The organism is Klebsiella pneumoniae (genome assembly GCF_000742135.1).
GTDB lineage: Bacteria > Pseudomonadota > Gammaproteobacteria > Enterobacterales > Enterobacteriaceae > Klebsiella > Klebsiella pneumoniae.
The window spans coordinates 1-24501 of sequence record NZ_KN046820.1 but is presented as its reverse complement, the minus strand read 5'-3'; the positions used below and the strand labels follow the sequence as shown (position 1 = coordinate 24501).

The window sequence follows — 24501 nt, the reverse complement described above, 5'->3', positions numbered from 1 at the left end:
ACACAAATGATAATCATTATCATCTGTGTTTTTTGGTTTCCTGCCATAGTATACAGGAGTGTTAAAAGAGGGATTTTCTTATGCGTATTTTATTTATAGGTCCTCCTCTCTATGGGCTATTGTATCCTGTGCTATCTCTGGCACAGGCGTTTCGCGTTAACGGCCATGAAGTGCTGATCGCCAGCGGAGGAAAATTCGTCAAAAAAGCAGCAGAGGCGGGATTGGTGGCGTTTGATGCCGCACCAGGCTTAGATTCCGAAGCTGGCTATTGCCGCCATGAAGCTCTGCGGAAAGAAAGTCACATCGGCACCAAAATGGGAAACTTCTCATTCTTCAGCGAAGAGATGGCCGACCACCTAGTGGAGTTCGCCGGACACTGGCGGCCCGATCTCATTATCTACCCTCCGCTCGGAGTCATCGGGCCGCTGATTGCGGCCAAATACGATATCCCGGTCGTGATGCAAACCGTCGGCTTCGGCCATACGCCCTGGCATATCAAAGGCGTAACGCGTTCGCTTGCGGACACGTATCATCGCCACGGCGTCGGGGCCGCACCGCGCGATATGGCCTGGATCGACGTAGCACCGCCGAGCATGAGCATTCTTGAAAACGACGGCGAACCCATTATTCCTATGCAGTACGTCCCGTACAACGGCGGCGCGGTGTGGGAACCATGGTGGGAGAGGAAGCCCGATCGTAAACGTCTGCTGGTGAGTCTCGGCACCGTCAAACCGATGGTCGACGGCCTTGAATTGATCACCTGGGTGATGGATTCCGCCAGTGAAGTCGATGCCGAGATTATCCTGCATCTTTCGGCCAATGCGCGGTCCGATCTACGCTCGCTACCGTCAAATGTCCGCCTGGTCGACTGGATACCCATGGGGGCCTTCCTGAACGGCGCAGATGGCTTCATTCATCATGGCGGCGCAGGCAATACTCTGACAGCGCTACACGCCGGTATTCCACAGATCGTCTTCGGCCAGGGTGCTGATCGCCCGGTAAATGCCCGCGTTGTTGTCGAGCGTGGCTGCGGGATCATCCCCGGCGACGGCGGCCTGTCAAGCAACATGATCAATGCTTTCCTCGACAATCGCGCACTTCGCGACGCCTCTGAAGATGTAGAGTGTAAAGATAAATCTGATAATTGTGGCCTCTCAAAGATACTCCCCACCAGCGAAAGAATAACCCCAGCTATAAAACACGGTAACGCATTAAACGATATAACAGAGACTTTACAGCATCTTTTTTTACATTGAGTATATACTATGGCATGAATTATTACTGCAGAAGAAAGGGCAATAACTCCCGTCCACTGGCTTTCTGTCCTTTCCCGCGCCTCCGTGATGAGGATGAACGAAAGTGAAGCTAATGCGATAATTAGCCCAGTAATCTGTATTAAGTTTGTTTTTTCATTCAAAAATAAAAATGATGCTATTAAAATAGCCACCGGCATATTTGCAAATATAATAGCGGCAAGTCCTGGGTTTACATAAACCTCACCATAAATCATTAGCGAGAAAGGAATGGCAAAATAAAACATACTAATTGCAAGTTGAAATAGACGCTGGCCAACAGGAAACAAAATTGGTATTTTTTTACCCATGCGATAATGATTAATAATGGAGCGGAAAATAAAAATCTCATCCCGGTAGCAAAGACTGGAGGGATAGTTTCAAGAGCAATTTTCATAGCTAACCACGTGGTTCCCCAAGTTACAGCAACTAACAGGAATATTATAAATATAGTAATTCTACGCATTCATTCCCCTTCATTAATAAAGTATGTAATTTTAAACGCACAAATCTGTGGAAACCAAAAGTTATACCATCCTTAATGAGCCAAATGTATGCCAAGGATGTTTTTTAAAATATTAAGGTGATTATGGTGTTTTATACCGGTCTTATTAAGAATATTTCGTGTGTGAGTTATAAGTGTTTTTTTTCTAATGGCTGTTTTTTCACTTATCTGTGTTAATGATAATCCATCTATATATAATCTAAGAATAAAAGACTCCTTCTTTGTCAAATTTATTGGTTTATAATCAAGCTGTTCCCCCCCATTAAAGAGAGAAATCATTCTATCTTTTAAAATAGTGATAGCCTCGCGTGCGTTAATGATGTTAATTCCGATGAGGGTGGAATTAACATTACAGTTTGTGTTCAGAATAAAAAAAACAGGTAAACCTATTTTTTTTAGATAGCTATACTCTTTTATCGAAACTTTGTGATTCACACCATCCAATAAAATGATTACGTTTGAATTAGGAGTGCATGCATATACATCATAACTCGATATTCTACAAAGACAGCATTGAACCTCTGAGAAAATATGTTCCATGCCGGCAAAGAAATAATTATTTTTTGTAACGACACACAATTTCATTATTTTCTTACCTTGATCCTTTTTTCTTTATATGTTCTCATTTGCTGGAGATGCATTATAATGTATAGTGACACTATGCTTTGACATATTTGATAGATGTTTTATACATAAATGGTGCATGCAATATGCGCAATATGCGTACTTATCTGCCAACTAAAATTGGCATGAGTTATATATCGCGCTGATATCATTTATTGAACGTGAGTATAGTTCTATAATAGTTTGAATTTTTTTTTTTGCGTCTATTCTTTCTACACGAGCGGAATATTCTTTTTATATTTCTTCTATCTGAAATATAAGAATAAAAATTATAAACTGACAAAAAAAACAAAAAGAAAGTAATGAATAAATAAAAGAGTTCCTTCACATCCCCTCCCCTTTTTTTTACCTAAATACTTGGCATGAGCCATCTTTCATCAACCATTTCTTTATTAAGGCTGTAAAGATACATAAACCTTATGTACCTTTTGCAGCCAAATTTTCTTGTTATTTTGCTTCGGTAGCATGATAGCGTTTTTTCTTCAATTTTTAGTTGACTTTTTATTTCATTAATGCCCCCATTTTTCAGTAGGCATTGCAGCACTGCTTGTTCCTTTTTTGTTAGCCGTGGATAATGGTTTACAATTTGGCTAACATTTTTCTTTAAGAATGCAAAATATAGTTTTTCAATATTATTTTTTACATTTCCCTGCATGTTAACATAGATGTCATAATCACACCCTTTAGGATAAAACCGCCCCCCCCCCGAAACGTCAAGCCACATCCATTGGCTTATCATATTTAATGATCCCCTTAACATTTTGTACCCTCCCCATTTCCCTGAATAAAAAATCCTGCTGTCAACCAATACTCTTATTTTTCTTTTGTGCTTAATTGCTATTGATTTATTAATTACTCCTTCATATGTAATATGAAACAGAGGTAGCCCAGTTAACTGCTTTAGGCCATAATAAAAAAAATAATCATCAGTCAACACTATGTTTACATCTTTGTTACATATAAAGTAAATATATTTTTCCATATAAACAGTAACTTTGATCCATCAATATTCATCCAAGATTATTTTATAAGCATTAAAAAAAAACAACAGAGAATCATTTCTCTTGAAAGTCGTTGGTTACAATTTTTAATGAATAAAAATTCAATCAATCACGGTAAATATTCATTTTTTTGTCTTTGCGTGTTTGCAATTAATTGATCTTTTTGTTTAACCCGCCCCCCTTTATGTTGTCAGTTTGCTTAATTATTCACGATTAAGGATGTGTGGGGAGGGGCGAGTTTAGGACTTATTTGAAAATTCTTATCAAATGAATACTTTCACAAAATACAATTCGCTTGGTAATGCTGTTTGTTTATATAATAACCATGGTAATTAGATTTCTGAAAAATATGTTCAGATTACCACTAGTGTAACAGTTGGTGCTTGGGAGTTATTTGGCGATTGATCCGACCACATGCTCCAGGCTAAATACCCTCAAAGTAAACTGATATATTGTTCTCCTTGATATCCGGCCCATTTTTTGATTTAATTTCTAATGATAACTGTATAAGGTGCAATCAATGAGTAATACTGATAACGGGACGAAGATCTACACTCCATTAACTCTGAAACTATATGACTGGTGGGTGCTTTGCATTTCGAATAGTTACGCATGGAATTGTTCAACAAAGGATATTTTAATTCCTTATTTTTTACAAAACTTAAGTCCTAACCACCTAGATATTGGCGTTGGTACTGGTTATTATCTCACTAAAATCCCTGCTCACTATAATATATCCCTCATGGATCTTAACCCTGCTAGCTTGAAAGCTGCATCGGCAAGAGTAGGGGAAGATAGAATACACTATAAAGTTAGGCATGATGTATTTGAATCTTACCCAGAGGAACTTCATGGAAAATTTGATTCCATATCAATGTATTACCTCATCCATTGTCTACCAGGAACAATGGAAGATAAAAGAATTATCATAAAAAACGCGAAGGCCGCCTTAACTAAAGGTGGAATACTTTACGGAGCAACCATACTTGGTGATAAGGTAAGGCATAATAGTTTTGCGTTAAAACTGTTGCAAATTTATAACAAAAAAGGTATTTTTTCTAATTTTAGTGATTCAGAAGAAGAACTAAAAAAAATGCTTTCTCATTATTTTAAAAATATTGATGTCATTGTGAAAGGTGCTGTCGCAATGTTCTCTGCGCATGGAAAAAAATAGCTATTTATCATTTTTTTTCTGGATTTATCTTTTAAAAAAAACACCTTGTGAACTGACATAATATTGGACAGTTTATATTAAGCGGCTAACAGGGCCTGGGTTCGGTCCTCTACCGGACTCAGGCCTTTTTGTTTTATTCTTTCATGGTTGTAATAGTGGATGTACTCATCTATAGCCATGCGCAAATAGCTGATATTCTTATGTTCCTTCAGGTAAAAACATTCAATCTTTAGCGTACCGAAGAAGCTTTCCATTACTGCATTGTCGTGACATTTTCTCTTTCTTGACATGCTCTGTTTCAGGCCGCTGCCCTTAAGTCGCTTCTGATAATACGCCATCTGGTAGTGCATCTAATTAGTAGAACATGTATTTTTCAATGAAGGCCCCGATGACTTTTTCATGCAGCTCAACAGAGCGTGAGAAACAGACGGTCGACGAGCCAGGCGTTTGATTCGGGTTCTCAGCGTCAGATTGTTTCGCTCAATGCGCTGAGTAGAGATTTTACCGGTCAGATGCTTATCCTTCGGCACCTCTCTGGCGTAACTCCCCAGTCATCGCTGGTTATTATGCTGATATTAAACGGTGTGAGCAGAGCCAGCAGCGCTCTGCAGGTTGCATCGGTCCGTGGCCCAAAAGTATAGGCCAGCACACCGCCTGTTTTCGTGTTGTACGCGTACCAGAGCCAGTGCTACCGGGCTTTGCTGCCGACCTCCATTGCTCGTCGAGTTCGCAGATGAGCGCCACATCGGCATGAGCAACCGGAGATGTGGTTACTCGTCGTGGCGCGAGTTTTTTAAAGTGCGAATAACGGTGTTAATGCCGATTTTGAGTGTCCTTGCGGTATCACAGACGCCGGCTCCGTTGAATGCCATTTCGGTAATTTTCTCTTTGACGCCGGGCTTGCGTGCTTCATAAGTATAAGTGAGCAGAAACAAGCGGTAGCAATCGCGGCAGCGAAACCGGTCACGGCCTTTAGGGTTCTGCCTGTGGCGGTAAACCTGGTCAGACTGACAACGGGGACAATGAACGGTAACGCTGGCCATGAACAAACCTCAAAAGCACGCATCATACATCAATTCAATTAATTAGAGGCATTGATCTCCTCCCTGAAAACAGTGCAAGGCTAAACTGAAGTCTCCGGTCTTTCTTCCATCTCACAGAGAGGCACATCGCCATGAAAAAGACCCGCTATACCGAAGAACAGATAGCATTTGCGCTGAAACAGGCCGAAACCGGCACTCGGGTAGAGGAAGTCTGCCGAAAGATGGGTATTTCTGAGGCCACTTTTTACATCTATGGACTACCTCCGTTTTGCAAGTACTTAATCTGGTTTTGGATTGTTGCTTACATTTATCCGGCATCAGGAAAATCTGTGCCAAATGGGTAATTCGCACACAATCGCCTCAACAACTGGACGGCCTCTGAGGCCAGTATAAAAATCAGGTTCCGATTGTGCAGGTGCACCTGTCACCATTTCTCAGTACGCTGCAACTTTTTCTGGCAGGGGATTAATTTCACACTACCTGATACTCGGTCTCATTTCTCAGCATCGACCAGATTATTCGCGCGTTTTTGTTAGCGACCGCCACGGTCGTTTTATTAAATCCGCGCCGTTCCTTTAACTGGTTAACCCACTGATTCATATGGCCATCATTGTTATTCGTGGCAACCCTGACGACAGCGCGGGCGCCATGAATAAAAAGTGTCCGCAGATGCTTGTCGCCTTTTTTCATCATATTCATCAGCGCCTGTCTGTCGCCACTCGAATGCTGGCGTGGAACCAGACCCAGCCATGCAGCAAAGTGGCGGCCATTCTTAAATTCAGTTCCTTTGCCAATAGCAGCAACAATGGCCGTGGCCGTTTTAGGGCCAATGCCTTTAACTCTGGCGATACGCTGACAGGCTTCTGATTGCCTGAATACTGTTTCAATTTCCTTATCAAAAAAATGGATCCGACGCCCGAGATCGTTAAAGAGCTCATAGAGCTCGGCAATTGTTCTGCGCATACGGGAACTTAGACCGTTTTCTGCATCTTCAAGGATAAGAGGAATAGCCCGGCGAGCTCTGGAGACAGCACTGCCAATGGGGCTCCCCCGGTCAAGTAACAGCCCTCTTATTTGACAGACTGTAGCAGTGCGGCGATTGACAATACGCTGCCTTGCCCGGTGTAAAGCCTGGATATCCTGCTGTTCGGGGCTTTTTGGTGGCACGAACTGCATTGTCGGTTGCATCAGAGCCACTGCGATGGCCTGTGCATCATTACCATCATTTTTTTGCCCGCGGACAAAGGGTTTTACATACTGAGGACTGATGACCTTTACTTTGTGCCTCAGTTTCTCAAACTCACGCTGCCAGTAAAATGCCCCGGTGGACGCTTCGATCCCAATCAGACATGCAGGAATATTTGCCAGCGTCTGGAGCAATTCTTTTCGGCCAGTTCGTTTCGTATAAACCGGTTTGCCGGCCTGGTTTAACCCGCAGAGCTGAAAAACATTTTTAGCCAGATCAATACCCAGAAATACGATATTCATGGTGATTCTCCTGGTGAGCACATTTCGTACAGTTAACCGCAGCGGGAGTAGGTAGTCCATCCCATTAACTGGAAGAAGAAATTCGCTGGTCTGGGCGTGACCGAACTGTGGCGTCTGCGGTAACTGGAGGATGAAAATCAGCGTCTGAAACGTCAGGCGGTGCATTTTCTGCGGGAGGCTTACCGTATCAGTGTCCGGCGGGGATGCGGACTGCTGATGCAGAGCAGAACCGTTTATCACTGGCAGAGCCGGCGGGATGATCGGGCGATAACCCTGCGTATCCGGGAAATAGCGGAAACCCGGATCCGCTACGGTTGTCCGCGTATTCATATTCAGCTGCGGCGGGAAGGCTGGCCTGTTAACCTCAAGAAAACACACCGGATTTACTGTCTGGAAGGCCTCAACCTGCGCAAAAAGCGCCCCCGCATGCATGTCATCGTCAGCAACGTCCGGTCCTGACCGGTATCGATCAGTGCTGGAGTATGGATTTCGTGTCGGATAATCTGTTTAACGGAACACGTTTCCGGGCGCTGACTGTAGTGGATAATTTTAGTCGGGAGTGTGTGGCGATCCATGCCGGAAAGTCGCTGAAAGGTGAGGATGTGGTCGGTGTGATGGAAAGGTTGCGGGTGCTGGGCAAGCGTCTGCCGGTACGTATTCAGACAGATAACGGCAGCGAGTTTATTTTGAAAAGTCTGGATAAATGGGCGTATGAGCACGGTGTCACAATGGACTTATCCCGCCCCGGAAAACCAACGGATAATCCGTTTATTGAATCATTTAACGGCAGTCTGCGGGATGAATGCCTGAACATTCACTGGTTCCTGTCGCTGGAAGATGCGCAGGACAAACTCGACCTTCATCCGCAAAAATTTTTCTGTGGTCCTAGAGCAAACGGTACGTGAACTGAACGGGAAAGCTGCCTTTCGCTTGAGGAAGCCCCTCCGAGGAAACAGCAAATTGTCTGCAGTCGCAGTTTTGGTGTGAAGATCACGGAGTACGAGTCGCTCCACCAGGCTATCTGTCAGCACGCTGAGCGGGCCTCTGAAAAGCTGCGTAAAGAGCACCAGTATTGCCGGCATATTTCCGTTTCCATCAAAACGTCTCCGTTCGCCGTTAAAGAGCCTTACTACGGCAACGTGGCCACGGAGAAACTGCTTACACCCACTCAGGACACCAGGGATATCATTGCTGCCGCCACAACGGCTCTGGAGCGTATCTGGAAGGATGGGCTCCGGTATGCCAAAGCCGGAGTTATGCTGAATGATTTCACCGGGTCTGGCGTTTCGCAGCTGCAACTGTTCGACGAACGCCCGCCACGGCCTCACAGTGCTGAGCTGATGATGGTTCTGGACGGGATCAACAACTCAGGGCTGGGTAAAGTATGGTTTGCCGGTAGAGGAATTGCCCCGGAATGGCCGATGAAACGTGAGATGCTTTCATCGGTATATACCACCCGCTGGAAGGAGCTGCCGGTTGCCCGTTTCTGACCGGCGAAATGACAGACGGAACTTGCCGCCAGATCATACTTTACCGATCATGCAGATGACTTGTCTCAGGGGGGAACCATGACAAATATCATTCTGTGTGATGTAACTGCCAGCGTCAGCGAACTTAAAAACGATCCGGTGGGCAGCGCCGGTGCCGGCTGCGGCTACCCGGTCGCTATTATTGACAGCAACCGGCCTGTTTTTTTATTGTGTGCCCGCGGTTCTGTATGAAAAAATGCTCGATCTTCTGGACGAAAAAGACCTGGCGCAATTGATAACAGAACGTCAAAACCAATATATTTTGTGATCGGACAACGTGACAAACGACATCACAGTGGAGACACTGCTGACGAGGTGATCCCAAGGTCGTAAAAACGGCCGGAACTGGTTACCGGCCGAACGAAGGACCGGCCTACGCGCAGCGGCGGCAACTGGCTTTAAAAATGCTTGCGGAAATTTAAAATTAAGCCGCATACCCTGCGAAATTTTGCAGATTTCACTCAACATGCATGCTTCGTTCATTTCCCAACAGAGCTTTCACCATCGCCTGTAATAGCAATCGTGCTGCGTGATTACTCCGCTCAACGGGTCACCGGCGCCATGCCAATACCTGTTCGTGACAGGCATTGATGGAACTGCGGTCCCAGGCTGGAAGCCTAAACGACGATGCAGGTGGGACCGTGGTCCCAGGCTGAAAACCTAAACGACGACACAGGTGGGACCGTGGTCCCAGGCTGAAACCTAAACGACGATGCAGGTGGGACTGTGGTCCCAGGCTGAAAACCTAATCGATAATACAGATGGGACCGTGGTCCCATAGAGAGTATTCAGGCCAGTTATTTTTTCTGGCCTGTGAGAAAGGAAATGAAGTAAAGGGAGATAACCGTAGACTAAAGCGTGTCCGCATCAAACTCCTAGTTTCTCAAGCTCCTTAAGAATGGCTTCTATTTTCTCTATACACTCCGCAGGAATGCGGGACCTATCCAGGTTAAGCACCATTTTATCGCCCTTGTACAATGCTGTTGCCCCTGGAGCAAACTGATGACGTGAGCTCAGATTAACTCTTGATGCGGAAGATTGTTTCAGTACGGATGTTAAAAGACTAATGACCTCTTCAGCTTCGAAGATTAGTCCCGCTTTCTTCTGATCGTGGAGAGTCTCAGCCTGCTGCTTCAGTAATTCTTCTTTATCTGCAAAAGCCTTCTGAAGGGCTTCACCTGACCGGGCAGACAGTTCTCCAGGATGTGCAAACAGGGCAACAACGGATTTAGGCAGTTTGGCCGTATTGATACAGCGGGTAATGATCTTACGAGAGATGTTTTCCGCATCGGCAAGTGCAGAAATATTTCCAGCAAACTCATTCTGCAGCCGGCTTGTATAACGCAGACCACGTTCATAAGCACTCGTCGGCCGATAATCGTTACCCAGTCGGGACAATGCTGCCATCTGCTCATCGTCCAGTTCACCAACCAGAATGCGATAATCACTTTCCGTCAGGATTGCGGCTTTACGGCGACGGCTGCCGTCTGCAATTTCAATGACATCGGAAACCCGGCGGCCGAAAGCTGGAGTCTGCTGACCAGTCAGTAAAAATGAAGGAATGAGATCATCCAGAGCATCTTCGGTAAGTAGTTCCTGATCGCGCTCATTGCCTGACCATACGCGTGAAGCGCTCTCAACAGAGTCTCCCCGGAGCACTTCAAGGGTAAATTTTACTTCCCGTCCACATACCGGAAGAGAGATGGCATTACCGCGGGCCATAGCACCCACGCGCGCAATTAATGAATCCACCATCGGCGCAGCCGGCGCCGGTGATGAGGTATCTTCAGTCGATTGAGTATGTGTGGTATGTCTTGGAATGACAGGGGCACGCTTCATTATCTAATCTCCCAGCGTGGTTTAATCAGACGATCAAAAATCTCATCGCAAACAGGCTCCCAGATAGAGAGGGCATTACGCCAGGCACCTGTTGAAGAACGTTGATCAATAGCCTGTTCAAAAACGGTTCTCATACGGATCTGACCTTTACCGACTTCATCCGTTTCGCGCACAACATTTTTAAGGACCATGCTTCCCCAGGCATCCCGAATTTGTTCTTCCATCCACGGGGACTGCGAGCCGTTATTATTACTGTATTTGGTAAGCAGAATACGGACATCTGGCTCGAAGCCTTTAAGATCCACGTTCTTAAGCAGGTCACGAAGCATATCGAAAAACTGCAGTGCGGAGGTGTAGTCGAACAGCTCTGCCGGAGTAGGGACAATCAATACATCAGCAGCGCATACAACATTTATCGTACCGATACCAAGGTTGGGTGCACTGTCGATAACAATCACGTCATAATCATGAGCGACCGTTTCAATGGCCAGACGGAGCATCAGGTGCGGGTCAGCAGGTAATTTGCCTTCGTCAAATTTCCCCATCAGCTCAGTTTCAATGCGGTGCAGTGCCAGACAGGACGGGATGATATCAAGGCCAGGCCAGCAGGTGGGCTTTATAGCGTAGCTGGCATCATCCTTTTCCCCAAGATAAAAGGGCAGGAGAGTGTCCTCAGCATGAATATGAAGATCGGGCACCCATCCGTGATACATAGAAGCCGTTCCCTGTGGGTCATTGCCTTCAACGAGAAGAACACGGAGTCCTTTCAGGGCTAGGTCCTGAGCTAGGTGAACAGAAACGGAGGTTTTGTAAACCCCCCCTTTATGAGCCGCAACCCCGATCACCGGAGGGAAAGCATCTTCTGCACGCCGCAGTCGGGTACCGAACACATCCCGCATATGATTGATTTGTTCGATGGTATAACCAACACGTTGTTCAACTCTGCCACGGGTTTCCATATCAGGGTGAGGTAACCGGCCGGCTTTCTCTGCATCCCTGATTGCCTGAGAAGAAACGCCAACCAGATCCGCCGCTTCACCAATTCTCCAGCGGCGGGTGATCTTCCTTGCTTCCGGACTGTCGTCATTAAACTGCGCAATGGCGATAGCCTTCGTCATCTCATGTCCAGCAGTAATGCACTGGTTAAGTATATCCATCAGTCCCATTCTGAGCATCCTTTAATCATCGCTTTGCATCATTTTATTAAATCTTGGGATTATTTGCAAAGCAACAATAAAATCGCAAAGTCATCTGAAAATTGCAAAGCTGACTGTAATGAAAGCTGTAAACCGGAGAAGAGAGGCTCAATCACATACCGCAGTCAATATTTCTCACTGCCGCTCGCCGCAGTAAGCGATCTCACGCAGTGAGGAAGTGGAAAAGCACAGAGACTGCACAAAGCACGAACGCTACGATGCCGTATACTTCTCCGGATTAGTATATCTTCATGAAGTTGACTGTGATATGTGAAAAATTGACTATGGTATGAAACTAAAAGCCGAGGGCTGGTCAACAACAAAAGAAGATTCTACATATCGCAGTCAATATTTAATGTTAAATCAGGGAGAGTTACTCATGCGGCATTCAGATTACCCTTGCAGAACCCTGAATGTGGTGAGGTAGATCTGGCTGGGGATTAACGTTATTCATTGCTTCGATCCAGTAATTGATCCCAAAGAGATCATATTGAGATCCTAAAAAGATCCCCGGATCGCTGCAGCAGGCGCTGTAACTGGCTTGAACGTCATACTGGATCGACTGTGGAATGTAAAAAGTTGACTGCTGTATGCGAAATCTAATACTGTGATATGCAACGGTATTTACTGAGGTATGTATATCCGTTGACTGCGATATGTATAACGACATTCTTTTGTGGATAACCGTTGAGGATCAAGATGACGAGCGAAAATAACAGCTTACCTCTCAATCTTCAGGAAGTGGACAAGACAACCGGCGAAGTTGTTAAGCTGGATGTCAACAGTACCAGTACTGTGCAGCCGGTAGCGCTCATGAGGCTCGGTCTCTTCGTTCCAACCCTGAAATCAACCTCAGGAGTAAGGCAAACCGTAAAAACGTCACAGATGCCACTGAGGAGCTCGTACAGCTGTCCATCGCCAAAAGCGAAGGGTACACCGACGTTAAGATCACCGGTTCGCGTCTTGATATGGACACGGATTTTAAAGTCTGGCTCGGGATCATTCGCTCGATGTCTGAGTATGGGGTAAAAAGTGACACCCTGGAACTGTCGTTCGTTGAATTCGTTAAGATGTGTGGATTTGACTCACGGCGCTCAAACAAGAAAATGCGGGATCGCATCAGCAATTCCCTGTTTAAACTCGCCTCGGTTACCCTGCAGTTCCAGAGCGAGACCAAAGGATGGACCACCCATCTGGTGCAGTCAGCCTATTATGACATCAACGAGGATATCGTGGAGATCAAGGCTGAACCCAAGCTCTTTGAGCTTTACCATATGGACAGGCGGGTCCTGCTTCGGCTGAAAGCCATTGACGCCCTGCAGCGGAAGGAATCTGCCCAGGCGCTGTATACCTACATCGAGAGCCTTCCCCAGAATCCCGCACCTATCTCCATGAAACGTATGCGGGACCGGCTGAATCTTACCTCAAATGTCTATACGCAGAACCACACGGTCCGAAAGGCTATGGAGCAACTTCGGGATATCGGCTATCTGGATTACACCGAGTTTAAACGTGGCCGGGCGACTTACTTTAGCGTTCATTATCGCAATCCCAAACTCATCAGCGGGACGGTGAAGGTACCGCGCAAGGAGGAAGAAGAGAAGGCGCCGGAGCAGAATTATGACGAAGTCATCAAGGCACTGAAGGCTGCAGGCATCGATCCGCAGAAACTTGCTGAAGCGCTATCGGCGATGAAGCCGGAAAATTGACTGCGATATGCATTACCATGACTGCTGTATGCATACGCAATTAGTTATTGACTGTGAGGTGCATCACGCATACTACAGTCAATATTCGCTCTCCTTACCTGCAGGTAAAGATCGGACAATATTGACTGCGGTATGTCATTTATGGCCAGAATATGCTGATATTGACTGCAGCATGCAAGTTTGACGAGGGTGTTACCCGACCAATTGAGAGCTCTCCACGTGACTGCATCCCACAGTCAATATTTCAGTAAATCCCCGGTGCGCACTGAATGAAGCCACTCAGCAGAGCGTTGATTCCGGCATTGCCATACAAGAGCTGCTAAAACCAGTCCTCCGAAGTTCGTTAATCCTGTCGTACCCTCAGCTAGCTTCGCACTGATATCTGCAATCATGAAGAGGAAACCTGATGGCTGTCAGAAATGGCCCGGGACGCAGTCACCGACGATATACTGAATAACGACCTGGCTTACCCGGTTGGAAAGGCCCTCAGGTATATCCCCTGTAACCTGCTGATATCCGGATCGCAGTAAGTTTTATTGTCTGCGGTATGAAGATGTCAGCTGGTCACCAGAGGACCGGGGCTCCTTAATACGAATGATGTCATGGTGCAATGAGAAGGTGAGGGGACACGGGATGCGGTATGAATATTTCTCTCCAGACCCGGACGGAATGATGCCCGGGTCATACTGGATAAGCGTAACGCTTCTGCAGCCGGCACGGTGAGAGACTCAGAAGCGACTGACTGACTCTGCCTCGTCTGGAATGCGTTTGTCTTTATCTCCTTTACTAAGTGGCAAAGCCCCGGCCGCCTGCCCGACAATCTCAGCCGGCCGGTGGCAGGGAGCGAAGGATCTCCGCGGCATCTCGACCGTCAGCGGTAAAGGGAACGGCTAGGGTGGCAGCCATGTCCAGCGCAAATACCCGGGTATAGACTTCCATCGAGCGCGGATCCTTTGCCCGGCCAGCGCCTGGATGACCTTACTGAGCTGCCGGTGATAAAGCATGTGCATGATATAGCTGTGCCGGAAGGTATGCGGCGTCAGGGCGATCGAAAAATGCACGCCATCAGCTTCAGCCCGCTTCACCGCCTGTTTCAGCCAGTTGCGCATTGTCTCATCCGTGACCGGCCATAACGGCTCCCGCCGGCGGGGCGGGTGGTGACCATCCAGGTCGAAGGATTCCGGGGTGAGCGTCCGGGATTCACCGATACGGCTCCCGGTATTCCACATGGTGGCGAACAACATGTGGTGACGCTGGTCCGGCATATACCAGAGGAGGGCGCTCACTTCCGGCGCCAGGAGGTAAGCCGGCGTGGCACCTGTTGAGGTGGCCATCCGCCGGAGTGCCACCGCGGTCGCAAAATCAACGCCCGGGGCGGATCGGCAGCAGGGAGACGCGATCTGGTGAATTCTGCAGGGGAATGATGCTGTTCATGAGTTATTTTTCACGTAGCGCACAACGGGTTTGGATACAGCTATTCTGGCCTGAAGCGGCTGATCCTGCCATGACAATAAATCGCAGCGCGCGGATCCTTTTGTTGTCTTATCCCACATTATTGCGGGTAAAACCAAATGCGTAAAGGATCCTTTTGCGGTTAAGATCTATGCTTAAGCCAGTTATGACGCGGCCTGCAGGCACTTTCGTCGTTTTTGGGAGAAATGGGGTAATGCCAGGACAAACAGCTATGTTGACACTGGCAGTAATGGAGACGAGAAACGGCTACCTTCCAGATGCGATCGGCAGGAATGATCTTTAACATGTTCCGTCTGTGGTTGTGTAAGGGTAGTCAGTACGGCAGTGACGACTGGCACCGCTTCTGCGGGCCAATAACCTGGCACCGAGCTTGAGCCGGCGTGGCAACTGCCAGGATAATGCGGTAGCCGAATTGTTCTTCAGTTCACTGAAAAAAGAACGCATTAGTAAGAGAATATACCAAACCGGGATCTGGCCCGGGCGGATGTCTTCGATTACATTGAAGTGTTCTACAATCGGACCCGGCGCCACAGTCATCCCGGCGGCGTCAGTCCGGAGGCCTTCGAACAGGCCTCGTCGTGAGGACAGAATTTGTCTACAGGCATGGGGTCAGTCCATAGTTACATCTAATGTATCCTATGAACCGAGCGTATTTTCCCCATTAAGGGAAGTATCTTTTTTTGAAATTCCCGTAAAACGGGAATGATAAGATAGAAAAGTTACTTTTGTAGTTGAGCATTTGCATTAAGACGCATGCACGTTAGAACCGCGTCAGATGGGACCCCTGGATTTCGGGCCAGTATGACGGACAAGAGGAAAAGACCTAAGAGAAGGCAAGCGGCAGGCTCAATACTAATTTTATGTATAAAATTAATGTCTCTCTCGTCTTTGTTGATAGCTACAACTCTCCCCTCCATCATTGCTGTGGATTTACCATCAAAAGTAACTTTTACGTTTTTGTAGACTTGCTTATTATGGTGCTTTGTTTTTTTATCTTTCAGAACAGCCTCATGAGTAAGGCGAAGAAACGCCATACACAAGGTGATCACTTCATCTGAATATCTGAAAAGTTCATAAGTGACCAGCGCTCAGTAACATGTTGCTGAGTGCTGGTGTTTCTCTCAGTAAAATCTATATATCGTCCAGATGATTACGCATAAAGCTTACCATGGCTTTTTCACTGGCAAGATATCCACGGATATAACGGAAGACCATCTTTGGATCAGACCAGTTCCCCATCTCGGTAATCTTTTCTAGGGAGTACCCGGCTTTAAACAGCTCTATGGCTCCCCCCACACGCACACTGTGTCCTGTCCATGTCCGGTACCGCCCGGACTGTCGGTTATTGTCGCCGACCTTCCCGGCAATCCCCCAGAGGCGTGCAAATGCTTGGTTCAGTGAATTAGAGGACAGCATACCAACATCTTCCCGTGATACCTTTGATTCATTTTGTAGCTGCGTCAGTAACCCCTGACTGAATCCTGCTTTGACCAGCATCCTGTCTATGGATTTACCCCGTGATAGCTTACTGCTGGTGGGTGGGAAATATCGGTTTGTATGGATGTTCACAGGCTGAAAAAGAAAACGGTGCCCGAAGTTTTCAGTATCGGTGTATTCCACAGTCTCAATCAACTGTCTGATATGCTGACTGCATTGTGGTGAGAGCTGAAATGTCAGGTTACTTGAAAGGTTTGTCTTGGTCCGCATGACGTCCAGAAGGTAACAGGACGTGTCATTTTGCCATTTCAGGTCGCCGGTTTTAATCCTTCGAATTTCCACGTTACGCAGCAGGGTTTCAAACCCAACCCATATCATTGCAAGGTCCCGTATGTCTCTCAGGTCGTCGCTTTTATGCAGTGACCGGCGAAGAATATTGAGATCGGATATTAGAAATGGAAGGGCCTGACCGGTGACGATTTTTTTCTCATTCTCCCGCGCCCGCCATACCTGAACCAGTGCTTTTATCAGAACGTTGCGGAAGTCTGGAAAACCCAGGCTGCTGTTTACGCTTGAAAGGCATGCAATAAAATGAGAGATGGTCGCCATTTTAACGGATCCATTCAGCCCATTAATATAGCGCTCGACATCAACTGCTGTGACGGGGAAGGGGGTCAGGCCGTGCCTGGCGCACCATGCAGACCAGACACTCGTGACCCTTAACTGACTTCTTGCCGTATTGTAACGGCGAAACCGTAACAGCTTGAGTGCTTCCAGGGCGCTCATGTCATCGGTTCGTGCAATCGCAACCAGCTTAGTTTTATCTGTCATGGGAAGATCTCATGTCTTATCAATGGCACTGTTTTTATAACCAGTATAGTAACATTGTTTTTTTTCAAATCCAGGGAGAATGGGAAATTAATCAAGATGCTTCTCTTGCCTGTCTGTGGTACTTCGTTTAATGTTTTCGATAATAGCCATTGTTTTTGGACATGCCCCGGAGCGTTGTTGTTGAAAAGCCTAAATGTGCACAGTAGCCTGAGAGAAACCTATCTCCTGAAGTTCAGGAAGTGCAGCACGACAGAAACTCTCGATAAAGTTTTTGAACGTATCCTGGATAAATTAAATGATGAAGGGGGGGATATAAATAAGATAACCAGCTTGAGTGGAGCGTATGATCACCGCAGAGCTGAGATCTACATGGAAAAAATCTATGACAAAATACCTGCCTCTGTGTGGCATCTCATCCCCGATGAGATCTGAATATTGTAAATAAGGCACTGTTATTCCAGGTTTGATAGAAGCGAATAATGTAGAATTCCTTTATTCGTTTTTAACGAGGAATATTCATGCGACGTAACTCACAAAAATGGATACCATTTGGATTCGATACAGTTTCAAATAAAATTGTTGATATCGCCAGCGTTGAGAATGGCCTTTCTTGCAACTGTATCTGCCTCATTTGTGGAACATCCTTGATTGCAAAACAAGGTAAAAACCAAAAATGGCATTTTAGCCACAGCACAGAAGTAAAAGGGGTTTGTAGTGAGCTCACACTACAACATATAAAAAAATACATAAAGGTTAAAATACAGGAAAAAAATACCTTGCTCTTCCTCATCTTCTGCAAGGTAAGGAGAAAGGGATCGTTAACCTCAAAAATCTCGCTGGTGGTGGGATTGTTTGTGGCCTTAATGCTGACCTCATAGGGTTATGTAACGATACGACAATCGGGATATTCGTTAATGATACGTCGGAGGATATCCAGCCAAATCCAGACCTTTTAGCTCAAACAGGCCAGCTGGCGCTAGTGGAGATCGATGCCGTTCGGATTGAAAGCATCATCACTCCATATCGTGAGAACGGGGAAGGCATAAAGATGATGGATGCGATAGAAAAGCTACTTTTCACCTCAGATGAAGCCAAGCGGTGGATCTACCATCCCTTAATGCAGACAGCACAACCACATACCTTACATCAGTACAAACGCCACCTGAATGCCAGCGGCAACCAGCTGCTTTCTATGATTCCGGTAGATCTACCCATGAATATGAATTCGTTGCCTCTGGCACCTGCACAGCAATGGCAACATTTACGATGGACAATAAAAATACTCGCTAAACTTACCCGGGCGGATATTCCTTCAGGGAGTACCGTTTTTGATGAACTGGTATCCTATGCAACGAGGATGCTGGATTCCTGGGAATCTATAAACGTACCCGCGTATGAACGTTGGTACGATTATTACCTCAGTAAAAGGGGAGAGGGAGGACTGAATGAGGCGGAGCAGGAATACATTAGCTTCATAGTTAAAATCGCGAACTGGAACGTGTCTATACATAACTTGACCTGCTCCCCGTTGATTAATACACCGTGATGTTAGTAATGTCTTCATAAGCCACATGAGGACATCCCCATGAAGAAGCGTTTTTCCGACGAACAGATCATATGTATTCTCCGCGAGGCCGAAGCCGGCGTTTCTGCCCGTGAGCTCTGCCGTAAGCACGCCATTTCCGACGCCACCTTTTACACATGGCGTAAGAAGTATGGCGGTATGGAGGTGCCTGAGGTTAAGCGCCTGATGTCGCTTGAGGAAGAGAACGCCAGACTCAAGAATGAAGCCATGCTGGATAAGGAGGCGCTTCAGGTGGCTCTTGGGCGAAAGTACTGACGACAGACCAGAAGCGGGAAGCCGTGGAAGTCATGTGCGAGGCTAAGGGTCTGTCGCAACGTCGTGCCTGCAGGCTGGCAGGTCTGTCCCTGTCAACCTGCCGATATTCGGCTCAGCGTCCGGCTGCTGACGCGCAGCTGTCTCTACGCATCACAGAGCTGGCACTTGAACGCTGCCGTTTTGGTTACCGGCGTATCTGGCAGCTTCTGCGACGTGAAGGTCTTTGCGTTAACCACAAGCACTTTATACACCTCATAAAACAGGTCTGTTAGATACTTTTCAATATATAGTATTCTCTTTATGGTTAGCTCTCTTGATTCTATCTCAGGGTTTTTAATTGCACGCTCTATATCGCGAAGTTCTATAATTGACCTTCCTGGACCACTATTTTTCACAAGCATATTTAAAACATTACTTAACTCTCTATTTTGTTCGATAAGAACATCTTCAATACGCGAAGAGTTAGGTATTCCCTTTTTTCCCCAAAGTTTTCTTAACATTGCACACCTCACTGGATATTTATAAACCTTAAATCGTTAACGCATCGTGTAAACAAGGGATTTTATGAAAGATTGAAAAATCTGATGATAATCTTTCTGACTGGATAGTATGAAGCATAAGGCTCTCTTCTCGTTCATTCAGAAAGTTCCCCCATTCATATTCTGTCCACACGTCATGAGACACTCTTGAATGCTTTCTGGTTATTTTGCAGCGAGCCGGGTCGCAGAAACAGGTTGGCTACGTTTCCATAAATTAAGTTCGTTAGTGGCCTTTAGATCTTCACCACGCAACATCACATCATGGACCGTTTCACGCTCTCCAGAACGCTCCTTCACCGTCTTAACCCACTTGCTGAGGTCATCTGCGTATAGCTGTATATGTTCGACGGCACGCGACATCTGAACATACGTGGTGTCCAGGGTAGCCATCTGCTCTCTGGCACCGTCAACGCCAACCAGCCCAATAATATAGGGTACAGATGCCCCCTGAGAGCTATAGGTAGTCACAGCATAGCCATAATCGATATGCTGGTCTTTTTGCTGCTCCCGGGGATTGAGGACGACTTTACGACCGCCGGCATCGAGCGTGATTTTACCTCCCTTATCAATTTCGGTAACAACGGCTAAGTCATTCGACTTCACCTTTCTGTCATGGTCTGTGGCCGTGAAACGAATACGTTCACCGACAGAAACCTCTATTTCTTTTTTTTCGAAGACTGCTACGTTAGACGCACGGAGTTCAAGCGGAGAGATCCACCGGTTGCTCCCTGTCTCCGGATGGTTAAGCTCTACAAGGTTGCTTTTCGGATCAACCTGTCCAATAGTCAGATATTGCTCCCCGATACGAACGGTATTCTTATAATTTTCCTTCCAGAATCCCGGTAGGTTTAAATCAGCCATTGAGTTACTGACACGGACAAGGTGATTTACCGTTACACTGTCACCCAGCTCCTCTTTCGCCTGCAGCATGTCATGCACACTTTTATTGATTTCCATGCGGTCCCTGTTCAGTTCAGCAACAATCAGGGTCTTATCCCGTGCTTCACTGGTTCGGCTGGTGAAATCAGTAGCGATCTCATAGGCTGCAATTTTTCCACTGCCCTTTAGATCAATGATGCTCTTCTCCGGAACCGGCGCATCTTTGTCCCGTGGTACAACGGAAGGGCTAACCAAATCAGCCACATTCAGTGCTTCCTGAACCTGCCCGGCAATGATGTGTTCAATAGCAGGTCTCAGTTCAGGGGTCTGACGAACAATTTCTTTCATAATGGCTACATCCGCTGCGCTTCGTGTTAACGTCAGTGAAAACGGAACACCGGACTCAAGAGGCTTCTTCTGGGTCTCATCCCCACTAATCCCCGCTCTGCCATTACCAGCCTCAATTATATCGGTCAATGTTGCCAAATCGCGGTTTCCGATCATGGAACTTTCATCAATCACAAACAGCGTTCGACTGTAATCTGCCGTCTGGCCGTTTGCCTGACGCTCCGCATGCTCTGAAAGAAAACTGGCGACGGTCTGCGACGAAATGCCGGCGGCCTGCAGTTCACCCACGGCGCGGTGAGTGGGTGCCAGGCCGCGCAATTCTAATCCCTCCACCTGATTAGCTGCTGCTGCCACTACCCGATACTGTGTGGTTTTACCCACGCCGGCATACCCCTGCACAATGACAAAACGATCTCGTGATTCCAGGATAAGCTTTGCGGCTTTCTGCTGGCCATCAGTTAGTCCCTTACCTTCAGTTACCTGCCGGGCATCGGCAATCAGCGGATCGACAGCGTTTATTCCTTTCAGAATATTTCCCAGGATAGTCTTTTCGTTTTGCCAGTTTTCACGCTGCACATAATCACCGAAGCGTCCCTGGTTGGCATCCAGGGCAATTATTTCACCACGGCTCTCCAGACGCTGAAGTTCGGCCTGGGCGACAAGCGGGGATAATGAACGATCCATTTTAAGCGCGGTACTTACCACGTTTAGACTTGAAAACGTAACGTTTGTACCCTGCACAAGTTCAATTGCCTGTCTTACGGCTCTTTCTCTGGGGGCCAGACGGTTGTTCTGGAGTTCACGCAGCGCAAGCGTGATATCGTCATTCCCGTATACAGGCGATACTGACTGTCGATCGCATTTAATCTGAGCCCCTGCGTTTCGCCATGTTCATTTACTACTCGCAGAGTGTTATGGTTATCATTGATACCGGTGATCTTCAACGTCTCCTTGAGTTCCTTTCCCTCATACCGCTCAAGCACCATACCGGTCTGATATGTACTCCGAAGGTTCCGGTTGGCACCATCAAGCCATACCGGTGAAAGCGTTGAAATAGTTGCCACCGTCTCACCAAGTATCCCGTTCTCCTGAAGAGCATTACGTATCTCGCGGGTTAACTGTCCTCTTGCCCGTTCATTACCCGCCTGCGCAACGACGTGAATGCCGGCCGCCTTCTGCTGGCTGACATACCTGGCTGCAACCTTGAGGCGATCGTCAACTGTATCTTTCTGAACTAACGTTAAGGAGCTCTTTTCCATTCCTGGCGAAGATGAGAGTACCGGTGCGCCTGCACCTCTCAAAACTTCACTGGCAAAGCCCGTCGCCCTGCGGGTATGCGTATCAATGACAACTGTCGGAGCATTGACGGCGTTTGCTGTTTTGAGGACTTCATACATGGCCGGGACGTTTAGCTTTTCGGCTTCAGGAATGATAAGCATCGTATTTTCAGGTAATTCGGTTGTGGCCAGTTCTTTTACAGTTATGGCCATCACTGAATGGTGTTCTGAGTACTGGTTCTTATCTTTGACGTTACCGGCAATCAGTACCGGCGTTTTACTGCTGTTTTGCGCCAGTTCTTTCATTCGGCTTAATAAATTGCTCTGAAATTCCCCCCCACCCCTGGCATCGACCAGCGTCAGAGCACGATCACGGTCTGCAATTTTTGCCGTGATATCCCGGGCATTGACATCTGCCGTAGGTCCAGCGGATTGTTCAGCCATACGGCCGGCAAATTTGGGATAGTCTTTGTTCGTCACGAACATGCATGGCCGAGGTAAAAAGGGTCTGTTTTGTATCAACTGCGATAAGACTCCCCTTCTCGACCGCGGCATCAAGCGCCTGGCGCGCTTCCTGGTACACACCTTTCTTAATTTCGGTCTGGTTAAGCACGTTAGTCAGTACGTTGTCGTAGGTAAACCTGACATTCTTGCTTGAAACCTGCTCGATAGCCTTATCAACAATAGCTGACAGGGTATTCTCTTTAGCTTGCTTTTCCAGGACAGGATGAGACAAGGGCGCGTGCGCTATCCATTTTCGCGACTGGCCGTACTCCACGGCTTCTTTCAGGATCTCAACTTCCATCGTCTTCTTGCCCAGAAGGCGCTGAAGTTCCCGGACCTGCTTCAGAGCAGCAGTAAGCTCAGAAGCAGGAACGACTTCCTCTCCGGCCGCAACGGCGGTGAGGCTGCCTTCCTTGTATCTTGAAGACTGATTAAAATTAATACGATTAGATTTGGCAAAACGTATGCAGCCCGATGCCTTCCAGGGTTCAAGCCCGTATATCAGCGACTGGCGCATACGCTGAGCCACTCATCTGAAACCCGAACAGTTGTCCGTATTCCATAACGTATTTGCAAGGAGGGGTAAAAATGAGTCAGCCAAATCCACTTTGTGTGGGCATCGATGTTTCCAAAGCCACACTGGACATCGCTGCCAGCAGTTATGTTGCTCAGTTTACAGTCAGCAATGACTCTGATGTCTTTAACGCGATTATTACCGGACTGAGACGGCACTCCGTTGCTCTGGTTCTGATGGAGGCCACTGGTGGGCTGGAGGTTGCGGTGGCCTGTTCGCTTCAGGCCGAAGGTTTTGAGGTTGCCGTGGTCAATCCCAGGCAGGCCCGTGACTTCGCCCGTGCAATGGGATATCTTGCGAAGACCGACCGAATTGATGCCAGAGTCCTCACGCAGATGGCTGAGGTTATTAATCGTCATCCTGAGCGGAAACGCTTTATCAGGGCACTGCCGGATGCTGAACGTCAGGCCCTTGCTGCAAGTGGTGGTTCGCAGACGCCAGTTGATTGCGATGTTGGTGGCTGAGCGTAACCGACTGTATCCATCCCATCCACAGAACAAGAAAAGCATTAATACCATCATTAAAGCGCTGGAAGATGAGCTTGCCAGGCTCGAGAAAGACATGAACAGTCACATCCGGAACCACTTTAAAGAGATTGCTGAGCGCCTGAGCAGTATCAAAGGTGTACGTGGCCGGCGAACCATTTTTGGCGGCAGGGCTGGCGTAAGATCAGCACTGTACATGGCTGCGCTTGTGGCAACCCGCTTTAATCCGGTGATAAAAACGTTTTATGTGCGCCTGCTTGCAGCCGGAAAGGCCAAAAAAGTGGCGCTGGTAGCCTGTATGCGTAAGCTGCTTACCATCCTGAACGCAATGCTCAGAAAGAACGAAGAATGGGATGAGTCGTACCACCACGTTGCTCCATAATTTTTACCTTCAAGACAGTTGCTGGTATTGCTTACGCCAGAGAAATAGCTGGCTGGCTGCCACACCATGTTGCCGGGCAACAAGGGAGACCGTCATTCCCGGTTCAAAGCTCTGCTGAACGATAGCGATCTTTTCCTGTGTAGTACGCCGTCTGCGTTTCTCCGGCCCTAAGACATCAATCATCTGTTCTCCAATGACTAGTCTAAAAACTAGTATTAAGACTATCACTTATTTAAGTGATATTGGTTGTCTGGAGATTCAGGGGGCCAGTCTAGCCGGGAGGCTGGTTCCGCTGGGCAACATACTAGCAGTCGTCCGGAATAAGAAAAATTATTGGTAATGACTCCAACTTACTGATAGTGTTTTATGTTCAGATAATACCCGATGACCTTGTCATGCAGCTCCACCGATTTTGAGAACGACAGTGACTTCCGTCCCAGCCTTGCCAGATGTTGTCTCAGATTCAGGTTATGTCGCTCAATGCGCTGAGTGTAACGCTTGCTGTTAACGTGCAGCTTTCCCTTCAGGCGTG

The 24501-nt window shown here is 47.2% G+C and carries 15 protein-coding genes and 16 pseudogenes; 14 read left to right on the top strand and 17 right to left on the bottom strand.

The window, feature by feature from the left end; translation table 11 throughout:
• Positions 1 to 80: 80 nt before the first annotated feature.
• Together iroB and DR88_RS31895 are read left to right on the top strand one after the other, a co-directional pair.
• Positions 81 to 710: pseudogene (iroB, locus tag DR88_RS31900) on the top strand (salmochelin biosynthesis C-glycosyltransferase IroB); the annotation flags it as partial.
• 24 nt (positions 711 to 734) lie between these two features.
• A complete protein-coding gene (locus DR88_RS31895) occupies positions 735 to 1256 on the top strand; it encodes a glycosyltransferase (RefSeq protein WP_508604240.1) in 522 nt (173 codons plus the stop codon).
• Here the strand turns inward: DR88_RS31895 and peg-344 are convergent.
• From peg-344 to rmpA, 4 genes and pseudogenes are all read right to left on the bottom strand, one after another.
• Positions 1202 to 1689, bottom strand: a pseudogene (gene peg-344, locus DR88_RS31810) (DMT family inner membrane transporter PEG344); the annotation flags it as partial. The gene DR88_RS31895 and the pseudogene peg-344 sit on opposite strands and share 55 nt — an antisense overlap.
• Positions 1690 to 1830: 141 nt before the next feature.
• Entirely contained in the window at positions 1831 to 2232 is a 402-nt protein-coding gene (rmpC, locus tag DR88_RS28990) for a mucoid phenotype regulator RmpC (protein ID WP_004150520.1), read from the bottom strand.
• 362 nt (positions 2233 to 2594) lie between these two features.
• Positions 2595 to 2713: pseudogene (locus DR88_RS31700) on the bottom strand (small membrane protein).
• 57 nt (positions 2714 to 2770) lie between these two features.
• Positions 2771 to 3403, bottom strand: coding sequence for a mucoid phenotype regulator RmpA (rmpA, locus tag DR88_RS00605; RefSeq protein WP_004150524.1), 633 nt, complete (start codon positions 3401 to 3403; stop codon positions 2771 to 2773).
• A gap of 539 nt (positions 3404 to 3942) precedes the next feature.
• Here rmpA and DR88_RS0127105 point away from each other — a divergent pair.
• Positions 3943 to 4596, top strand: coding sequence for a class I SAM-dependent methyltransferase (locus tag DR88_RS0127105; protein ID WP_025862237.1), 654 nt, complete (start codon positions 3943 to 3945; stop codon positions 4594 to 4596).
• A gap of 77 nt (positions 4597 to 4673) precedes the next feature.
• Here the strand turns inward: DR88_RS0127105 and DR88_RS28980 are convergent.
• Both DR88_RS28980 and DR88_RS29515 read right to left on the bottom strand, forming a co-directional pair.
• Positions 4674 to 4940 (bottom strand): annotated as a pseudogene (locus tag DR88_RS28980) (IS3 family transposase); the annotation flags it as partial.
• 10 nt (positions 4941 to 4950) lie between these two features.
• Positions 4951 to 5639 (bottom strand): annotated as a pseudogene (locus tag DR88_RS29515) (IS1 family transposase).
• Positions 5640 to 5770: 131 nt separating this feature from the next.
• Here DR88_RS29515 and DR88_RS29510 point away from each other — a divergent pair.
• Positions 5771 to 5887, top strand: a pseudogene (locus DR88_RS29510) (transposase); the annotation flags it as partial.
• Between the two features lie 223 nt (positions 5888 to 6110).
• Here the strand turns inward: DR88_RS29510 and DR88_RS00615 are convergent.
• Entirely contained in the window at positions 6111 to 7127 is a 1017-nt protein-coding gene (locus DR88_RS00615) for an IS110-like element ISKpn2 family transposase (RefSeq protein ID WP_032444102.1), read from the bottom strand.
• 66 nt (positions 7128 to 7193) lie between these two features.
• Here DR88_RS00615 and DR88_RS29505 point away from each other — a divergent pair.
• From DR88_RS29505 to DR88_RS0127085, 3 pseudogenes are all read left to right on the top strand, one after another.
• Positions 7194 to 8002: pseudogene (locus DR88_RS29505) on the top strand (IS3 family transposase); the annotation flags it as partial.
• Positions 7974 to 8617 (top strand): annotated as a pseudogene (locus DR88_RS0127090) (DinB/UmuC family translesion DNA polymerase); the annotation flags it as partial. The pseudogenes DR88_RS29505 and DR88_RS0127090, both read left to right, overlap by 29 nt.
• A gap of 78 nt (positions 8618 to 8695) precedes the next feature.
• Positions 8696 to 8924 (top strand): annotated as a pseudogene (locus DR88_RS0127085) (type II toxin-antitoxin system Phd/YefM family antitoxin).
• A gap of 599 nt (positions 8925 to 9523) precedes the next feature.
• Here DR88_RS0127085 and DR88_RS00625 read toward each other — a convergent pair.
• Positions 9524 to 10495: a ParB/RepB/Spo0J family plasmid partition protein gene (locus DR88_RS00625; protein ID WP_004117790.1), complete on the bottom strand. Its 972-nt coding sequence runs from the start codon at positions 10493 to 10495 to the stop codon at positions 9524 to 9526.
• Entirely contained in the window at positions 10495 to 11661 is a 1167-nt protein-coding gene (sopA, locus tag DR88_RS00630; RefSeq protein ID WP_023287153.1) for a plasmid-partitioning protein SopA, read from the bottom strand. Before sopA ends, DR88_RS00625 begins: the two co-directional genes overlap by 1 nt.
• A 729-nt stretch (positions 11662 to 12390) precedes the next feature.
• Between sopA and DR88_RS31365 the strand changes: the two are divergent.
• Positions 12391 to 13400 (top strand): annotated as a pseudogene (locus tag DR88_RS31365) (RepB family plasmid replication initiator protein).
• Positions 13401 to 14222: 822 nt separating this feature from the next.
• Here the strand turns inward: DR88_RS31365 and DR88_RS0127075 are convergent.
• Positions 14223 to 14834 (bottom strand): annotated as a pseudogene (locus DR88_RS0127075) (site-specific integrase).
• Positions 14835 to 15178: 344 nt separating this feature from the next.
• On the opposite strand from DR88_RS0127075, the pseudogene DR88_RS28950 reads away from it, so the two are divergent.
• Positions 15179 to 15455: pseudogene (locus tag DR88_RS28950) on the top strand (IS3 family transposase); the annotation flags it as partial.
• Positions 15456 to 16004: 549 nt separating this feature from the next.
• Here the strand turns inward: DR88_RS28950 and DR88_RS00640 are convergent.
• Positions 16005 to 17141: a tyrosine-type recombinase/integrase gene (locus tag DR88_RS00640; RefSeq protein ID WP_004150541.1), complete on the bottom strand. Its 1137-nt coding sequence runs from the start codon at positions 17139 to 17141 to the stop codon at positions 16005 to 16007.
• Between the two features lie 177 nt (positions 17142 to 17318).
• Between DR88_RS00640 and DR88_RS0127070 the strand changes: the two genes are divergently transcribed.
• The 4 genes and pseudogenes from DR88_RS0127070 to DR88_RS30120 all read left to right on the top strand — a co-directional run.
• Entirely contained in the window at positions 17319 to 17573 is a 255-nt protein-coding gene (locus tag DR88_RS0127070; RefSeq protein WP_025862222.1) for an Hha/YmoA family nucleoid-associated regulatory protein, read from the top strand.
• 86 nt (positions 17574 to 17659) lie between these two features.
• On the top strand, positions 17660 to 18019 hold the full coding sequence (locus DR88_RS31580) for a hypothetical protein (protein ID WP_004150543.1): 360 nt from the start codon (positions 17660 to 17662) through the stop codon (positions 18017 to 18019).
• Between the two features lie 101 nt (positions 18020 to 18120).
• Positions 18121 to 18687: a hypothetical protein gene (locus DR88_RS31575; protein ID WP_227499859.1), complete on the top strand. Its 567-nt coding sequence runs from the start codon at positions 18121 to 18123 to the stop codon at positions 18685 to 18687.
• A 39-nt stretch (positions 18688 to 18726) separates the two neighbouring features.
• Positions 18727 to 19220: pseudogene (locus tag DR88_RS30120) on the top strand (transposase); the annotation flags it as partial.
• Here the strand turns inward: DR88_RS30120 and DR88_RS31195 are convergent.
• The 4 genes and pseudogenes from DR88_RS31195 to DR88_RS30115 form a co-directional block, all read right to left on the bottom strand.
• Positions 19125 to 19481: a hypothetical protein gene (locus tag DR88_RS31195; protein ID WP_004150546.1), complete on the bottom strand. Its 357-nt coding sequence runs from the start codon at positions 19479 to 19481 to the stop codon at positions 19125 to 19127. The pseudogene DR88_RS30120 and the gene DR88_RS31195 sit on opposite strands and share 96 nt — an antisense overlap.
• A gap of 201 nt (positions 19482 to 19682) precedes the next feature.
• Positions 19683 to 21431: an AAA family ATPase gene (locus DR88_RS0127055; protein WP_208328176.1), complete on the bottom strand. Its 1749-nt coding sequence runs from the start codon at positions 21429 to 21431 to the stop codon at positions 19683 to 19685.
• Between the two features lie 74 nt (positions 21432 to 21505).
• Positions 21506 to 22504 carry an ssDNA-binding domain-containing protein gene (locus DR88_RS31570; RefSeq protein ID WP_151393728.1) on the bottom strand — a complete coding sequence of 333 codons (999 nt, stop codon included), beginning with the start codon at positions 22502 to 22504 and terminating at the stop codon, positions 21506 to 21508.
• A gap of 248 nt (positions 22505 to 22752) precedes the next feature.
• Positions 22753 to 22946: pseudogene (locus tag DR88_RS30115) on the bottom strand (IS3 family transposase); the annotation flags it as partial.
• Positions 22947 to 23116: 170 nt separating this feature from the next.
• On the opposite strand from DR88_RS30115, the pseudogene DR88_RS0127045 reads away from it, so the two are divergent.
• Positions 23117 to 23969 (top strand): annotated as a pseudogene (locus DR88_RS0127045) (IS110 family transposase).
• An 18-nt stretch (positions 23970 to 23987) separates the two neighbouring features.
• Here DR88_RS0127045 and DR88_RS28935 read toward each other — a convergent pair.
• A pseudogene (locus tag DR88_RS28935) lies at positions 23988 to 24152 on the bottom strand (transposase); the annotation flags it as partial.
• A 167-nt stretch (positions 24153 to 24319) separates the two neighbouring features.
• Positions 24320 to 24501 (bottom strand): IS1 family transposase (locus tag DR88_RS0127040; protein WP_032444093.1); only part of this gene is annotated, 182 nt, incomplete at its 5' end.

Excerpts from the sequence above, each read along its gene's own strand:
- DR88_RS31895 (WP_508604240.1), top strand. The coding sequence starts at position 735 with ATGGTCGACGGCCTTGAATTGATCACCTGGGTGATGGATTCCGCCAGT.
- rmpA (WP_004150524.1), bottom strand. The coding sequence starts at position 3,403 with ATGGAAAAATATATTTACTTTATATGTAACAAAGATGTAAACATAGTG.
- DR88_RS0127105 (WP_025862237.1), top strand. The coding sequence starts at position 3,943 with ATGAGTAATACTGATAACGGGACGAAGATCTACACTCCATTAACTCTG.
- DR88_RS00615 (WP_032444102.1), bottom strand. The coding sequence starts at position 7,127 with ATGAATATCGTATTTCTGGGTATTGATCTGGCTAAAAATGTTTTTCAG.
- DR88_RS00625 (WP_004117790.1), bottom strand. The coding sequence starts at position 10,495 with ATGAAGCGTGCCCCTGTCATTCCAAGACATACCACACATACTCAATCG.
- sopA (WP_023287153.1), bottom strand. The coding sequence starts at position 11,661 with ATGGGACTGATGGATATACTTAACCAGTGCATTACTGCTGGACATGAG.
- DR88_RS00640 (WP_004150541.1), bottom strand. The coding sequence starts at position 17,141 with ATGACAGATAAAACTAAGCTGGTTGCGATTGCACGAACCGATGACATG.
- DR88_RS31580 (WP_004150543.1), top strand. The coding sequence starts at position 17,660 with ATGCGACGTAACTCACAAAAATGGATACCATTTGGATTCGATACAGTT.
- DR88_RS31195 (WP_004150546.1), bottom strand. The coding sequence starts at position 19,481 with ATGTTAAGAAAACTTTGGGGAAAAAAGGGAATACCTAACTCTTCGCGT.
- DR88_RS0127055 (WP_208328176.1), bottom strand. The coding sequence starts at position 21,431 with ATGGATCGTTCATTATCCCCGCTTGTCGCCCAGGCCGAACTTCAGCGT.